A 15,626-nucleotide genomic window follows, 5' to 3' on the forward strand; every position below is an offset into this window, starting at 1 on the left:
GCCATGACGGACAACTCCGAGAAGTACGTCGCCGCAATCGACCAGGGCACCACCTCCAGCCGCTGCATCGTCTTCAACCAGGACGGCGCCATCGTCGCCGTGGACCAGCGCGAGCACCGTCAGATCTTCCCGAAGCCCGGGTGGGTGGAGCACGACGCCACCGAGATCTGGTCCAAGGTGCAGGCCGTGGTCGCCGGGGCACTCGCCAAGGCCGGACTACGCGCCGACCAGCTGAGCGCGATGGGAATCACCAACCAGCGCGAGACGACCCTCCTGTGGGATCGCGCGACGGGGAAGCCGGTGCACAACGCCATCGTGTGGCAGGACACGCGGACGGCGGCGCTGTGCAACCAGCTGGGCGGCTCGGAAGGGCAGGACCGTTTCCGCGAGCAGACGGGTCTGCCGCTGGCCACCTACTTCTCCGGACCGAAGGCGGCCTGGCTGCTCGACAACGTGCCCGATCTCCGGGCCAGGGCCGAACGCGGTGAGATCGCCTTCGGCACGATGGACTCCTGGCTGATCTGGAATCTCACCGGCGGCACGGACGGCGGGCAGCACGTCACCGACGTGACCAACGCCGGGCGCACCATGCTGATGAACCTGGAGACCCTCCAGTGGGACTCCTCGATCCTCTCAGCGATGAACATCCCCGAGGCGATGCTGCCCGAGATCAAGTCCTCCGCCGAGGTGTACGGCACCGCCCTCGGCCAGCTCGCCGGCGTACCCGTCGCCTCCGCGCTGGGCGACCAGCAGGCGGCCGTGTTCGGCCAGGCCTGCTACGACGTCGGCACGGCGAAGAACACGTACGGCACGGGAAGCTTCCTGCTGCTCAACACCGGCAACCGCCCGGTGTCGTCGAAGAGCGGTCTGCTGACGACCATGGGGTACAAGATCGGGACCGAGGCGCCGGTCTACTGCCTGGAGGGGTCGATAGCCATAACGGGCGCGCTGGTCCAGTGGTTCCGCGACCAGCTCGGCATCATCCGTACCGCCGACGAGATCGAGCCACTGGCCGCGAGCGTGGAGGACAACGGCGGGGCGTACATCGTGCCGGCGTTCTCGGGCCTGTTCGCGCCGTACTGGCGCTCCGACGCGCGTGGCGTGGTCACCGGGCTGACCCGGTACGTCACGAAGGCGCACCTCGCGCGCGCGGTGCTGGAGGCGACGAGCTGGCAGACGCGCGAGGTCGTGGACGCCATGTACCAGGACTCCGGGGTGCACATCACCACCCTGAAGGTCGACGGCGGCATGACGAAGAACAACCTGCTCATGCAGCACCAGGCGGACGTGCTCGACGTGCCGGTGGTACGGCCCAAGGTCTCCGAGACGACCTGTCTGGGCGCGGCGTACGCGGCCGGTCTGGCCACCGGTGTGTGGAACGACCTGGACGAGCTCAAGGCGCACTGGCAGAAGGACGTCGAGTGGACGCCGTCCATGGAGGCATCGGTGCGGGACCGCGAGCACCACAACTGGCGCAAGGCCGTGGAGAAGAGCTTCGGCTGGGAGGAGGACGACGACAGCTAGCCACGCGCGCGTGGGGCGTCATCCGCGCCCACGCGTGCGTGGGCGCGGCGTTTCCGGACTGCGGACCGTACCCCTGTCGGCGGGGGTACGGTCCGCGCCCTGAGGCTCGGCCGAGCGTCAGGTGGTCACCGTCTGGCGGCGGTCGGCCGCGTACGCCATGGCGTGCTGGACGACGCCGATGAGTGCTTCCTTGACCGACTCGCGGTCGCGGGCGTCGCACATCATGAGCGGTACGCCGTCGTCGAGGTCGAGGGCCTGGCGGACGTCCTCGACCGGGTAACGCGGGGCGCCCTCGAAGCAGTTGACGCCGACGAGGAACGGTATCGAGCGCCGTTCGAAGTAGTCGACGGCGGCGAAGGAGTCCTCCAGGCGGCGGGTGTCGGCCAGCACGACGGCACCCAGCGCGCCCTCCGAGAGCTCGTCCCACATGAACCAGAACCGCTCCTGGCCGGGCGTGCCGAAGAGGTACAGCACCAGGTCCTCGCGGAGCGTGATGCGGCCGAAGTCCATGGCCACGGTCGTGGTGTGCTTGCCTTCCACACCGCTGGTGTCGTCGACCGGGCGCCCGGCCTCGGTGAGCAGTTCCTCGGTGCGCAGCGGCCGGATCTCGCTGACCGCGCCGACGAGCGTGGTCTTGCCCACGCCGAAGCCGCCGGCCACCAGGATCTTGAGCGTGACGGGCTCGACCGGAGGCTTGCCGCGCTCAGAACGCCCGAAGATCATCGATCTCTTCTCCTGCTTGATGGGGGTCGGGCGACGGCGGGCCGTAGCCTCCGCCGCCTGGGGTTTCGATGACGAGTACGTCACCCAGCAGGGTGCGGACGCCCTCGACGGCCGCGTCGGCGTGGCGGGCCGGGCTGTCCGACAGCAGCTTGTGCGTGAGCAGCCGGGCGTCCGGGCGACGCGCGACGACGTCGGTGAAGGTGCCGCCTCGGTCGACCCGGAACTGCCGGCCAGTCACGTCAGTACCCCGCTTCCGCGCTGTTCACAGCGCCCGCAGGCCGTTGATCACGTCGCGCAGAATACTCTCGTCCGGCAGTTCGGCAGGGGGTACGGGCCGGTTCACGTGGACGAACTCCGCGTCCACGAGATCTCCGACGAGGACCCGTACCACCCCGATCGGCAGGTCGAGTTCCGCTGCGAGTTCGGCGACCGACTGCGGGGCGTCACGACACAGTTCGACGATGTCCACATGCTCCGGGGCGAGCATGTGGTCCGCTTCCGGGTCGTCCGCGTGCGGTTCCGTGACCACGACCGCGATCAGGTCCAGGCGGTGCTGGCCCTGGCTGCTCGTGCGGCCGCGCGTCATGGCGTACGGACGGACGACCGGTCCGGCCTCGTCGTCGAACCAGTGCCTTCTTCCCTGACCGTCAGCGCTCATGTCATCCCACTACCCGCCTGCGGGCAGAACGGTGCGCGGAGCGGCGCCGAGATGCACACCCACTCGCTTCACCAGGAGCGTCATCTCGTAGGCGACCTGGCCGACGTCCGAGTCGGCGTCCGAGAGGACGGCGAGGCAGCTGCCGTCGCCAGCGGCCGTCACGAACAGGAAGGCGTCGTCGAGCTCGACGACCGTCTGGCGGACGCTGCCGGCCTCGAAGTGGCGTCCCACGCCCTTGGCGAGGCTGTGGAACCCGGAGGCGACGGCCGCCAGATGCTCGCTGTCCTCCCTGGTCAGGTCCCTGGACACCCCGGTCGGCAAGCCGTCGCCGGAGAGCACGAGGGCCTTGCGGATGCTCGCGACGCGGTCCACCAGGTCGTCGAGGAGCCAGTTCAGCTCCCCCTTGTTGGCTGCGGTGTGGCCGGTGGCCTTCGGTGCGGTCATCGACCGTCCCCCTCTGTCGTTCCTTGTCGTGCTGTGCCGCTGTGGGCGGCATCGCCCGTTGCGTTCTCCTCGCGGCCGCGCTGCCAGCCGCGCTGGAGCGAGGCCATACGGCTGCGTACCTCGTCGGCGTCGCGTTCGACCGACTCGGCTCTGTCCTCGGTACGCGGCTCTGACCCCCGCTTCAGCTGCGGTGCCAGATTGGCCTGGCGGACGCGCCGGGGCAGCGGCGCGGTGCCGGAGCGGGGTTCGTGCGGTCCGGAGCCAGGGCCCTGTCCCCGTCCTGGGGAGGCGGAAGCCGAGCCGGTCCCCTGGGGCGGGGCGGCGGAGCCGGTCACCCGGCGCCCGGGACCACCGGTGGTCTCCGGCAGGGTGCCGGAGCGACGGTCGGGACCGTCCGGGCCGCTCGCTGCGATCTCCGCGCGGCGGGTCCGCGTGGGCAGACCGGGCGGCTCCGCCCCGGCGCCGGACGAAGCCGGTGATGCGGTGTGCTCGTCGCTCCGGCCGGCCGCGCCGATGCCCCGGCGACCGGACTCCGCCCCCCGACGGCGGGCCGGCAGGGGCGGCGGTGCGTCCGGCTGGGCTTCGCCTCGCCGGCCGTCGTTCGAGGAGCCTTCGCCGCGGCGGCGGGCCGGAAGCGCGGGCTCCGGCCCGGACCGGCCCGCGGCGCCGCCGGTCACGGAGTCGTCGCCCCGGCGACGCGACGGGAGCGGGGACGCGCCGCCCCCCGACTCGGGTCGGCCGGTGCCCGTGCTGGTCTCCTCATCCGTCTTCCCGCGCCGAGGGCGCTGCTCGGTGACCGGGCGCCCGTGCGAGCTGACCAGCTTCGGGGTGTGGCGGCGCGGCAGCTGGACCGGGGCGCCCGGCTCGTCGTCGGTGTCGGTCCGGTCGGGTGCGCTGTGGGAGTCGGCGGCCTGGTGCGGACCGGGGCGGCGACCGGCTGCCTCGTCCGCGGCGCGGGTGCGGGAGGGGCGGGGACGGAACAGGCCGCCGTGTCCGCTGTCCTCGTCCTCGAGAGCGCCGGGGAAGTCGCCGACGGCGTCCAGGTCGACGGGAGCCTCCAGCTCCACCGGCCCGTCCAGGAGCGAGGCCGGCAGGCCGGGCCGTTGCGCGGACCCGAGGGACAGCGCGGCGCGGCGGCTGTCCTGCGGCTCGCTCTCCTTGGCCAGCTGGGGGCGGTCGAGCCGGAACCCGATGCCGTTCGTGTCCGGGACGTCGTCCGTCAGCAGGGCGTCCGGGATGAAGACGACGGCGGTCGTGCCGCCGTACGGGGAGGGCTGCAAGGAGACGCGGACGTTCTGCCGCTGGGCGAGACGGCTGACCACGAACAGGCCGAGCCGGTCGGTGTCGGACAGCTCGAACTCGGGAGTCTCGGCGAGCCGGAGGTTGGCGTCCAGCAGCGCTTCGGCCGCCATGCCGAGGCCCCGGTCGTGGATCTCGAGGGTGAAGCCGTTGGCGACCCGCTCGCCCAGGACCTGGACGGCCGTGTGCGGCGGGGAGAACACCGTGGCGTTCTCCAGGAGTTCCGCCACGAGGTGCGTGATGTCGGCGACGGCCGGGCCGGTGACGGCGATCCGCGGAAGACGGCGGACCTCGATGCGCTCGTAGTCCTCGACCTCGGCGACGGCGGCGCGTACGACGTCCATGAGCTGGACGGGCTTGCGCCACTGACGGGACGGCGCGGCGCCGGAGAGGATCACGAGGCCCTCGGCGTGCCGGCGCATGCGGGTGGTCAGGTGGTCGAGACGGAACAGGTCGGCGAGTTCCTCGGTGTCCTCGGTCCGGCGCTCCATGGCGTCGAGCAGGGTGAGCTGCTTGTGGAGCAGCACCTGGCTGCGGCGCGCGAGGTTGACGAAGACCTCGGAGACGCCGGCTCGCAACTCGGCCTGCTTGACGGCGGCTTCGACGGCGGCGCGCTGGAGGGTGTTGAGGGCCTGGCCGACCTCGCCCATCTCGTTCTTGTCGTACTCCAGGCGCGGGACCTCGGTCTCCACGTCGACCTGCTCGCCCGCCGACAGCCTGCGCATCACGCTGGGCAGCCGCACTCCGGACGCCTCGTGGGCCTCCAGACGCAGCTGCCGCAGATCGCGGATGAGGGTGCGGCCGACGCGCACGGACAGGAAGAGGGAGACCAGGAGAGCGAGCAGACCGAGTACGCCGGCGATGACCGCCTTGGCGATGACGCCCATGGCTACCGGTTCGACGCGGTTCTGGTAGCGGTCGTTTGCCTGGTCGTTGAGGGTGCCGAGTTCGTCGAGCACGTTGCCGGCGGCGCTGTCCCAGCTCTTGGCGGTGACGCCGCGCGGTGTGCCTCCGGTGGAGGAGACGGCCGCTTCCTCGGCCACGCGCAGCGGAGCGGTGGAGGCGTTCTTCCAGAAGCTCTCGTAGCGGTCGCGTTCCGAGACGGGCAGCAGCGGGAGGCTGGTGTCGTACATCAGGGTGCGCTGGGCCACGAGGTCGGAGATGTCGCGCTCTTCGGAGTGGGAGATCCTGCCGACGATCAGGGCGGAGCCGAGCAGGGCGTCCTCGCGGGCGAGCAGTTCGCGGGCGCGGGCGAGGTTGACCAGGGCGCGGTACTGCTTGTCCAGTTCCACGTTGTCGACGACGTGGAGGTTGGCGAGCAGGACGTAACACGGGTCGACCAGCCGGTTGTAGAGGTCGAGGGCCTGGGAGCGGTTGACGGTGCCGTCCTCGACGCTGCGGCGCAGCGACTCGATGCCGTCGAAGGCGTCCAGGACCGCGGTCAGCCGCTCGTCGGTGTCGGCACCCATCGCGTCGCGCACGTCCGGGTTCCGGGCGTTGTCGCGGATGCCGCCGACGGCCTCGTCGGTGGCCGTCCGGCTGCGCCGGAGCGCGGCGAGCCCGTCGGAGGCACGGGGGTCGGCGAGGTAGACGAGGGTCTGGCGGCGTTCCTCCTGGAGGACACGGACGGTGTCCTCGATGGGGTAGCCGATCTTCTCCACCACGGACGACACGTTGAACAGGTCGCCCGCCTCACGTCCCGTGAGCACCGTGGCGAAGGCCCAGATCGCGGTCAGGGACACCAGCGGCACGAGAAGCAGCGCCACGATCTTCCGGCGGATGGACTTCCCGCGAAAGCGCATGGCCTCCCCCAGCTCGGGCCCCCGGCTACCGGGGGTACACATGTGCGTCAACAAACGGCGCGAGCCTACTACCGACGCCCAGGGAACTCGAAGGCCGGTCCGGAAGGTGAACTTCCGCGCCAGCCGCGAGGCATGGGGAGTTGTCCGGGCATTACCGGAGTTGTCTCCCCGAAACCGATGGTGGCCGCGCGGGTCAAAGCCCGCGGACCGCCCGGGCGGTTGGCTGAAATTTTTCGGTTTCTGGGAATCTTCGTGGCGGGTTGTTCGTCCTTCTCTACGGGAAATGGGGACGGAATCGGCCACAGGAGCCGCATCTCGCATCCGGGCGGCGTAAAACAGCGCAAGCCGGGCAGCCGCTGGGAAGCACGGGGCTTCGGATGCGAGCGAGCAGTCTGCTGGCGGTGGGGAGTGACACGGTGACGAGCACGGCGGAGCGGCGCGGAGCGCCCAGGGCGGGTGGGGTGCAAGTGACGGCGCGTCAAGAGGCCGAAGCGACTGATCGCGACAGTCCGGCTGGCGAGGCGGAGATCACGGCTCGAGAGGCGAGGGTTCCGGCTCAACAGCGGAGCCGTGAGGTGCGCGAACAGCGGCACTACCAGCCCCTGTGGGTCGAGGAGCCGGCGCGACGGCGCCGGTTGCCGGATCCGGTACGGACGGCCGCCGTGCGGGCGGTACTCCTCATCGCTCTGACGCTGATTCAGGCCATGGTGGCCTTCCTGTGCACGATGGCCGGGTCCTGGCTGGCGTTCCCCATGGTGATCAGCAGCGTGGTCAGCACGATCGTGGCGACCTGGGGAGCGCTCGACGTGTGGGTGACGCGTCAGGTCTGGAACCAGCGCAACGGCGTGGTGTCCGCGCCGAGCAGCACGGCACGGGCATTGCGGCGCGAGCGGCGCCGCGCCCGACGGCAGGCGCGCGCCGCCGAGCGTGCGCAGGAGCGAATACGCCGACGGGGCGGGGCCGGGCAGTTGTCCCACTCGTAAGGAGTGACGGCAGGGCGTCGGCGGGGCGACCGATCCGGGCGCCAGTGTGCATGGCCGGCACCCGCGGTGGTACGGCCGTCCGCTTCGCACCGTCGGCCGACAGCGCCTGACCGCGGGCGGCTGCGGGACCGGCGTGGCCGGTCGCGCAGTTCCCGCGCTCCTAAGGCGTCGTGGACGCGGGGCGTTTGTACATCCTGGTGGCCGTGATCTCGCTGTGTACCGCCTCCCCCGCCTGGGGCTGCTGCGGCAGACCCGGGCGGAGGTGTTCCTCCACACTGATGTACTTGAGGCCCGCCCTCAGGTCGGCGTCGTTACGCATGCGGATGACCAAAGGGAACTCGGCCAGCGCGGTGGTGTCGAACAGGCCGGTGGTGTAGAGGAGCTGGACGCCCAGGGCGTCCGACACCGCCCGCTGGAGTTCCAGCAGATACGTGGCGTTGGCGCGGCCGATGGGGTTGTCGAGGAACAGCGTGCCGGCGTGCCGGTGTTTGTCCCGGCCCCGGTCGTTCGAACGCAGCGCGGCCATCGTGCAGTACAGGGCGATGGCGGCGGTGAGGAGCTGGCCGCCGGAGAAGACGTCGCCCATCTGCCCGACGGGGACGCGCTCGGCGCGCAGCACCGCGTCGGGCTTGAGGATCTCGACGGCGACACCCTTGGGCTGGAGGGCCGCGGCGACGCCCCGCAGCAGCAGGGACATGCCGTCCCGCCGCAGGTCCGAGTTCTTCTTGACGGCGGCACGGGTCGCCTCGTCGATGACCTCGCCGAGTCGTTCGGTGAGCGTGGCCTGGTCGGGCTCCTCGAAGCGGATGCGGAGGAACTCCTGTCCCGACCACTCGCCGAGGCCCTCCGGGAGGCGGGAGAGGCGCTGTGCGGAGCGCAGGGTGGCCAGGGCCGACTCGACCAGACCGCGCAGCCGGTCGACGATCGAGTCGCGGTTGCGCTCCAGTTGCTCCAGCTCGTCGGTCAGGACCCGGAGCCGGGGCGCGAAGGCGTCGGCCCACTTCTGGGCGTGTTCGGGCAGTGCCGAGGCGGGCAGTTCGCGGATCTGCTGCCGTGCCGGGGTGCGGACCTGTTCGTAGCGCGTGGAGTTGGCGTGCCGGACGAGGATGTCGCTGGCCTCGCGGACGGCCGCCTCGGCGGCGGACAGGTCGGCGGCGCAGCCGCGCAGGGAGCGGCGGGCTTCGGCGGCGGACTGCCGGGCCTCCTCCGGGCTGCCGGGGTACGGCTCGGTCTCCTCCTGTTCCTCCTCCGTGGCGTGCTCGCGCAGCAGGTCGCGGAGCATGGCGGCGATCTCGTCGAAGCCGCTCGCCGCGTCCTCGGCGGCGCGGTGGGCGTCGAGGAGCTCGGCGTGCGCCTCGCGTGCCTGGTTCAGGGCCTCGGTGTGGGAGGCGAGTTCGGCCGTGGCGGTGCGCAGCAAGGTCTGCGCGTGCTCGGCGTCGCGCGGCCGGCGCTCCTCGGGGAGGTCGGTGTGGGCCTCGCCGTCCTCGGGCGCGAGCCGTTCGGCCTCGCCGCGCAGCCGCCCGAGCTGCTCGCTCGCGCTCGACATGCGGGTCTCCAGGAGCTGCACCAGCTCCTCGGCACGGGCGGCGGCGGCCTGGCGGCTGGGTCCGTCGGAGCCGTCGGGGGATTCGAGGAGCTGTTCGGCGCGCGTGCGGACCTTGTTGCTCAGCCGGTCCAGCTCCGCGCGGGCCGCGCTCTCGTCGCTCTCGGCGCGGGCCTGCTCGGCCCGCAGGTCGGCGCCGACGCCGACCTTCTCGTACAGCTGTGACGCCGCCCGGTAGGCCTCGCGGAGGGCGGGCAGGGAGGCCTTCGGGGCCTGGGCGTCGTCCTCGGGTACGTCGTCGGGGGCGCCGGCGATCTCGGAGCGCTCGGCGCGCAGGGCGCGGGCGGTGCGGCGGGCGTCGTCGGCGGCGCGCTGGGCGGCCCGCCGGTCCTCGTCGGCGGCCCGGGCCCGCTCCAGGCAGGCCTGGGCGCTCGCCTCGGACTCGGCCGCCTCGTCGGCCAGTTCGCGCAGCTTGACCTGCCAGCCGGCCCGCTCGCGCAGCCGGAAGGCGAGCCCGGCGAGGGCGTCGGCGGAGCGGCGGGCCTTCTGGGCGGCCTCCTGCCGCTCGTCCCGGACGCGCGCGGCCTCGGCTGCGGCCTCGTCGGCCTCCGCCCGCACCGTGCGCGCCTCGGCCAGTTCGGCCTCCGCCTCTTCGGCGAACGTGCGGGTGTCGTGGGCCGCCTGGGCCAGTTCGGCGAGTCGGCCGGCCGGGCAGCCGGTGCGCCAGGAGGCGAGCCGGGCGGCCAGCTCGCGGTCCTTGCCGAGCCGTGCGGCGAGCGTGCGGATCTCCTCGTCCCGCTCGGTCGCCCGGGCGCGCAGCGCCTGCCGCTCCTCGTCGGCGGCGTGCTCGTCGTGCATGGCCGGGTTCGGCGGCACGAGGAACACGTCACCGCTGTCGGTGTCCGGGGCGGGGGTCGGGGCGAGCAGGGCGGCGGCGGTGCCGACCGCCACGGCGGAACGCGGCAGCAGCGCCGCGTCGCCCAGCGCTTCCCGGGCGCGTGCGTGGGAGTCCGGGTCGGTGATGATCACGCCGTCGACCAGTTCGGGCCGGGCGGCCAGCACGCGCGCGTGGTCGGCCGGGTCGACGGCCTGGGCGAGGTAGCGCCAGCCGGGCAGCGCGGGGATGCCGTGCTCGCCGAGGAACTCGACCGTGGCCAGCACGTCCGGGCCGGGCGGCAGCAGCCCGCCGTCACCGAGCGCACCGAGGATCCGGGAGTCGTCGGCGGCGGCCGTACGCAGGTCGAACAGCTGCCGCTCGGCGGAGCTGACGGCGTCGTCGAGCAGGTCGCGCAGGTCGTCGGCGAAGCGGTCGAGCTCCTCGGGACTGAGTCCCTGCTCGCCTGCGGCGGGCCGGGCAGTCGGCTCGCTGTCCGTGCCGTGGCGGGGCTGCGGGATGCCCGGGCGGGTCTCGGGGGTCAGGCTGAGCAGTTCCGCCAGCCGCTCCTCCCCCGCCAGCGCCTCGGCGGTGCGGCGCTCGGCCTCGTACGACCGCTCGGCCGCCGTCGCCGCGTCCGCCGCGCGGGCCGCGGTCAGTTCGGCGCGGGTTTCGGTGGCGGCGGCTTCGCGCGCGTGCTCGGTGGCCCGGCGGGATGCCTCGCGGGCCGAGTCCCAGGCCGCGACGGCGGTCTTCTCGGCGTCGCTGGCCGCGAGGGCCGCACGGGCCGGGTCGGCGTCGGGCGCGCTGTCGTCGAGCCAGCCGGCCCGGACCGCCTCGGCGGTCTCCTGCTCGACCTCGGAGAGGCGCTGCTTGAGGTGCCCGACCTCGCTGCGGGCCCGCTGCGCCTGTGTGGCGGCGGCGGTGGAGTCCCGGTAGGCCGCGTCGCTGACCTCCTGGAGGGCGGCGGAGCGCTCCTCCTCCTCGTTGGCGTGGTTCTCCGCCTTCTCCGCGGCCGCGTGCAGGGCCCGTACGAGGTCCACGGCGGCCTTGGAGCGGGCGGCCAGCGCCGGGGCTGCGTCGCGCTCCGCCTCCTGGATCGCGGCGGACACGCGGGCGACGCGGTCGGAGGCCGCGCGGTGGCGCAGTACGGCCTCGGCGGCCTGCCACGCCGAGTACAGCGTGCGGGCGTCGGCGAGCTCGCGCTTCTGCGCGGCGGCGGACTTCTCGGCCGCGGCGAGCGCCAGCGAGGCGTGCCGGTAGGCGAGTTCGGCGGAGATCAGCGCGCTGCGCTCGCGGGCCGCCTCGGCGTGCGTGACGGCGTAGGCGGCGGCGGTGACGCGCTGGGCCAGGTCGGCGGCCCGGACCCGCTCCTGCACGCCGCGCGCGGACAGCCTGCGCGCCAGGGTCCGTGTCCGTCGCTCGGCGCCGGCGTGGACGTCACGCGCGCGGGAGCGGGCCTCGGCGGCCTCGACGATCCGTCCGAGCAGGTCGGCGGATCCGGCGGTGAAGTCGCGTTCGGCGATCAGCTCGGCCCGCCGGCCCAGCTTGTTGCCGAAGCCGCTGACCAGGTCGGCGAGCCCGTCGGTGTCCCGCGTGTCGGTGACGGCGCGCAGCAGCAGGTCGGTGAAGTCGGCGTCCTTCTTGACCGCGAAGAGACCGGCGGCCTCGCCCTCGTCGGCGTTCATCTCCCGCTGGTAGCGGAAGAGTTCGGGGTCGAGTCCGAGGTCGCCGAGGTGCTCGATCCAGCGGTCGTGGATCTCCTCCCAGTGCACCTCCAGGTGCGGGTACGTCTTGCCCGCCTCCATGAGGGCGTCGCGGAAGCCCTTCATGGTGCGGCGCCGGCCGCGCGCGCCCGACTGGCCCTCGACCGGGGCCCGTACGGCGGTGGACTCGGCGACGGGGAGATTGTCGAGGCTCAGTCCGGGCCCGGGGCGGAAGGAGTACCAGGCCTCGGCGAACTTCCGCGGGTCGTTGGAGACCTGCCGCCCTCGCCACTCGCTGACCTTGCCCACGACGACGCACTCGCCGGTCAGCACGTGCTGCCACTCCAGCGCGACGTGTCCGCAGTCGTCGGCGAGCAGGAACTTGCGCAGCACGCCGGAGCTGGCGCCGCCGAGCGTGTTCCGGTGGCCCGGCAGCATCACCGAGAAGATCAGCTTGAGCAGCACCGACTTGCCGCCGCCGTTCTCCAGGAAGAGCACGCCCGCGGGCGCGGGCCGGCGCGGCGGGCCGACGGGCTCCTCCTCGAAGAACTCCGCCTGCGTGGGCGCGGGGTCGGGCACGGGCTCGCCCACACCGCGCAGGTCGAGCACGGTGTCGGCGTAGCGCGCACCGGCCGGCCCGATGGAGTAGAGGCGGACCCGGGACAGCTCGTACATGGCGGACTCTCGTAAGTCTTCGTGAGATGGGGAGTTCAGGAGGAGTGGAACGGCAGCCCGGCGTCGGCGACCAGCTCCAGGTCGTCGCTCTCCTCGGGGGGCAGCAGTGTCGGCGTGCCGTCGGTGACCGGGACGAGGCCCAGCTCCAGCAGTTCGGCCATGGCGGCGCTGCCGGCCATGTCGCGGACCTGGAGCTGGTAGCGGGCGGTCGTGCGGTACGTGCCGCCGTTGTCGTCGCCGGTGCGCTGGAGGAATCCGGAGTCGGTGAGGAACGCGACGGCCTTGGCGACGATGCCGGTGGTCGAACCGGCGAGCCGGCGCGCGTCCTTGGTGGCACCGGTCGAGCTGCGGCGTACCCAGATCCGCCAGGCGGCCTCCAGGCCGGGCGCGTCGGTCGCCGGGTCGGTGTTCTCGCCCTGTTCGGCGGCGCGCTCCTCCAGCCGGCGACAGGCCTGGCGGACGAAGGCGTCGACGCCGTTGACCGTGACGCGGCCGATGTAGCCGTCGTCGGCGAGGTCCTCGGGGCGGGGGAACGCCATGGCGGCGACGGCGAGATGGGCCAGCCCGTGCAGGAACCGGTCGCCGCCGTCGGCGGACGTACGACGCGCGTAGTCGCCCATGCGGACGGCGAACACCGAGTCCTCGGCGGCGGTCACGGCCATGCCCGCGCGCGGGGACACCTCCAGCACGATCAGCCCCAGTCCGGTCGCCACGGCGTCGGCGAGCCGCGCGAAGGGCGGGTCCTCGCGGTAGCGCCGCAGCAGGTCCGCGTACTCCTGGTCGCGGGCGGGCTGAAGCTTGGGCTGCAACCCGAAGGAAACGAGCCGCGCCGCGTCGGCGGCGTCGGCGGGGGTGACGGCGGCGGTGGTGGCCGCGGGGGCCGTCCCCTCCGGCTCACTCCATTCGACGTGCTCGCTCACGGTCGGGACTCCTTGTGCCACTTGTACGTACTCATGCCGCTTCCGTCCGATCCGCCGCCATCCCGGCCGCGTCCAGCAGCGCGGTGCCGACGATCAGATCCGCCCCGCCGAACTCCGGATCATCGAGCTCGGTCCCGTCGTCCACGGCGAACAGCAACTTCTGCTCGCCCTGGCGATAGGCCGTACCGACCGGCGGACTCGCCGCATGCACCGCCAGCAAGGCCACCAGATACGGCAGCTCGGGATCCAGCCGCCGAGCCTCGGCCAGCAACCCGGACAACCGGCGCGGCGCGTCCGCCGGCAGGTCGAGCAGTTCCTGCGCGGCCGCCATCTGCTCCTCGCTGAACCGGCTGTCGTCGGGCGTGGCGATGACATCCGGCTCGGGCATCTCCGCGCCCAGATGCTCCCGCTCCACCGGCGGCGTCAGCAGTATGTCGACGAGGTCCCCGAAGCGGACGGACACCGGCGTACGCAACCCGGTGCCGCGCCCGAAGAAGGCGTCCGTGACCCGTACGGCCTGCTCCAGCGGCAGCGGCAGGACGGGCGAGACGAGCTGCCCGTACAGGTCGATCCCCGACGTCGTCATCGGCGTGGCGAAGGCCTGCCGGTCCTGCTCGGCGCGGAACAGCGGTCCGGCCTCCAGCAGCCGGGACTGCAACTGCGTGTGCCGCCGGATGCAGTCCTTGACGATGTCGACGAGCTCGGCGGCGCGGCGCTTGTGCTCGGGGTCCTCGGACTCGTCGCGGGCCTTGCGGATGTTGGTGAGGATCGCGTTCTCGTGGCGGTAGCGGTCGGCCACGTGCTCCAGGGCCTCGGCGATCATGTCGGGCACGGTCGTGAGCCAGTCCACCGCGCGCACGTTGCGCCGGGTCGCGTCCAGGGCGCGGCGCAGGGTCTCCGAGTACTGCACGGTGCGGTAGCGGGCCTGTTCGGCCGCGAGCTGGGCGTCGGCGAGCCGGCCGCGGCTGATCAGCACCTCCAGCTTGACCTCGGCGGCGATCTGCGCGCTGGTGACATCCGTGTCGAGGGCTCCGACGAGGACGTTGACCGCCTCGTCCGTCGTCCGCAGGTAGACCGTGCCGCCCGGCCCCGGGACCTCCTCGATCAGCTTGAAGTCGTAGTCGCGGCGCACATACGTGCCGTCCGCCCCGAACGTGCCGTACACCGCGCGGAAGCCGCGGTCGACGCTGCCGACGTTGATCAGGTTCTCCAGGACCCAGCGGGCCACCCGCTCGTGCTCGGCGGCGGGGCGCTGCGGGGCCTGGGCGGCGATGCGCGGGATGAGGCGGGCGACGATCTGGTCGTGGTCCGCGCCCGTGTCGAAGTCCATGTTCAGGGTGACGAGGTCGATGGCCGCGAGGGCGACCTCCGCCATGCCGTACACCGAGTACTCGCCGGCGAGGTTGGCCTTGCGCGCGTCGAGGTCGTGCAGCGGCGCGGTGCAGGCGAGCGCGCGCAGGCGCCGCGCCAGGCCCTCGTCGGCGGCCGGCCCCAGGGCAGGGCGCGGCCCCGCGCTGAGCTGGGGCGGAACGCTGTCCGTCGATGCAGGCGAAGTCACGGTGCACAGACTAGGTCCTGGGTCTGACAACGACCCAAACGACGCGGATACGCCCCGGCGGCAGGGGGTCTCCGACGCCGCTCGGTCCCCTCAGCCGTCCTCGCCGACCCGCCGCCGGTACACCTCGACGACCCGCTTCAGCGAGTCGTCGAGGTACCCGGCGAGCAGTTCCTCGGCCTTCCCGCGGTCCCCCGCCTGAAGAGCCTCGAGGATTGCGATGTTTCGCGCGATATACGGTTCGTGCAGCCGCTGCGGCTCGTCCACCACGTGGAAGGCCAGGCGCAGTTCGGCGAAGACGCTCCGCATCAGTTCGTCGGTCCGCTCGCTCGCGGCGAGAGCGACGAGTTCCCGGTGGAAGTGGATGTTGGCCGTGCCCACGCCCTTCCAGTCGCCTTCCCGAGCCGCCCGCCGCCCTGCCTCCACGGCGCCGGCGAGCCCGTCTAGGCCGTACGGCGGCTTGCCGAGACCACGCACGACGGCGCACTCGACGAGCCGCCGGGTGCGGTAGATGTCCTCCACGTCCTCGACGGTCAGGACCCGCACGAAGACGCCCCGGTTCAGCTCGTGGACGAGCAGGCGTTCGTGCGTGAGCAGCCGGAACGACTCGCGCAGGGTGTTGCGGGAGACGCCGAGCGCGCCGCCGATGCTGTCCTCCGAGAGCCGGGTGCCGGGCGGGAAGTAGCCCTCGGCGATCCGGCTTCTGAGGATGTCCGAGACGCGTTCGGCGGTGCTGGTGCGCCCCAGGAGTGCCCGGTCGTCGGAGAGATCCCTCAGCTGCTCTGTCATGTCGGAATTCAATCGCAGATTACAAGAACGAAACAACATGGGTATTGAGGGATCGTTGAACAATACTCTACGGTGCTACGCACGGCGTCGCTTCAGCAGGGCGGCGCCGACCGCTCCCGCACGGCACGGCT

At 72.7% G+C, this 15,626-nt stretch carries 11 protein-coding genes; 2 read left to right on the forward strand and 9 right to left on the reverse strand.

The window, feature by feature from the left end; all coding sequences use genetic code 11:
• Positions 1 to 3 precede the first annotated feature (3 nt).
• Entirely contained in the window at positions 4 to 1,524 is a 1,521-nt protein-coding gene (glpK, locus tag QC385_RS40250; RefSeq protein WP_279546374.1) for a glycerol kinase GlpK, read from the forward strand.
• A gap of 117 nt (positions 1,525 to 1,641) precedes the next feature.
• Here glpK and QC385_RS40255 read toward each other — a convergent pair whose 3' ends face one another.
• Genes QC385_RS40255 through QC385_RS40275 form a run of 5 tightly spaced genes read right to left on the reverse strand, consistent with a single transcriptional unit; the run spans position 1,642 to position 6,450 of the window.
• Positions 1,642 to 2,247, reverse strand: a complete 606-nt coding sequence (locus QC385_RS40255; RefSeq protein WP_086561343.1) for a GTP-binding protein — start codon at positions 2,245 to 2,247, stop codon at positions 1,642 to 1,644.
• Positions 2,228 to 2,485, reverse strand: a complete 258-nt coding sequence (locus tag QC385_RS44415; RefSeq protein ID WP_443033107.1) for a hydantoinase/oxoprolinase N-terminal domain-containing protein — start codon at positions 2,483 to 2,485, stop codon at positions 2,228 to 2,230. Before QC385_RS44415 ends, QC385_RS40255 begins: the two co-directional genes overlap by 20 nt.
• Before the next feature lie 24 nt (positions 2,486 to 2,509).
• On the reverse strand, positions 2,510 to 2,905 hold the full coding sequence (locus QC385_RS40265) for a DUF742 domain-containing protein (RefSeq protein ID WP_086847997.1): 396 nt from the start codon (positions 2,903 to 2,905) through the stop codon (positions 2,510 to 2,512).
• Between the two features lie 9 nt (positions 2,906 to 2,914).
• Positions 2,915 to 3,349: a roadblock/LC7 domain-containing protein gene (locus QC385_RS40270; protein WP_279546375.1), complete on the reverse strand. Its 435-nt coding sequence runs from the start codon at positions 3,347 to 3,349 to the stop codon at positions 2,915 to 2,917.
• Positions 3,346 to 6,450, reverse strand: a complete 3,105-nt coding sequence (locus QC385_RS40275) for a sensor histidine kinase (protein ID WP_279546376.1) — start codon at positions 6,448 to 6,450, stop codon at positions 3,346 to 3,348. The genes QC385_RS40270 and QC385_RS40275 overlap by 4 nt, the downstream gene beginning before the upstream one ends.
• Before the next feature lie 401 nt (positions 6,451 to 6,851).
• Here QC385_RS40275 and QC385_RS40280 point away from each other — a divergent pair, with 401 nt between their 5' ends.
• Complete coding sequence (locus QC385_RS40280) at positions 6,852 to 7,433, forward strand: hypothetical protein (protein WP_443033108.1); 582 nt, start codon at positions 6,852 to 6,854, stop codon at positions 7,431 to 7,433.
• Positions 7,434 to 7,593: 160 nt separating this feature from the next.
• Here the strand turns inward: QC385_RS40280 and QC385_RS40285 are convergent, their stop codons facing one another.
• The 4 genes from QC385_RS40285 to QC385_RS40300 form a co-directional block, all read right to left on the reverse strand.
• Positions 7,594 to 12,231 (reverse strand): hypothetical protein, encoded by a 4,638-nt coding sequence (locus QC385_RS40285; RefSeq protein WP_279546378.1) that lies wholly within the window; start codon positions 12,229 to 12,231, stop codon positions 7,594 to 7,596.
• Between the two features lie 35 nt (positions 12,232 to 12,266).
• On the reverse strand, positions 12,267 to 13,151 hold the full coding sequence (locus QC385_RS40290) for a hypothetical protein (protein ID WP_279546379.1): 885 nt from the start codon (positions 13,149 to 13,151) through the stop codon (positions 12,267 to 12,269).
• Between the two features lie 31 nt (positions 13,152 to 13,182).
• The gene (locus tag QC385_RS40295) at positions 13,183 to 14,709 is read right to left on the reverse strand and encodes a hypothetical protein (protein ID WP_279546380.1); all 1,527 of its coding nucleotides are present in this window, start codon (positions 14,707 to 14,709) and stop codon (positions 13,183 to 13,185) included.
• Between the two features lie 90 nt (positions 14,710 to 14,799).
• On the reverse strand, positions 14,800 to 15,495 hold the full coding sequence (locus QC385_RS40300; protein WP_279546381.1) for a GntR family transcriptional regulator: 696 nt from the start codon (positions 15,493 to 15,495) through the stop codon (positions 14,800 to 14,802).
• Positions 15,496 to 15,626: the final 131 nt, after the last annotated feature.

The organism is Streptomyces sp. DH10, assembly GCF_029813805.1.
Taxonomy (GTDB): domain Bacteria; phylum Actinomycetota; class Actinomycetes; order Streptomycetales; family Streptomycetaceae; genus Streptomyces; species Streptomyces coeruleofuscus.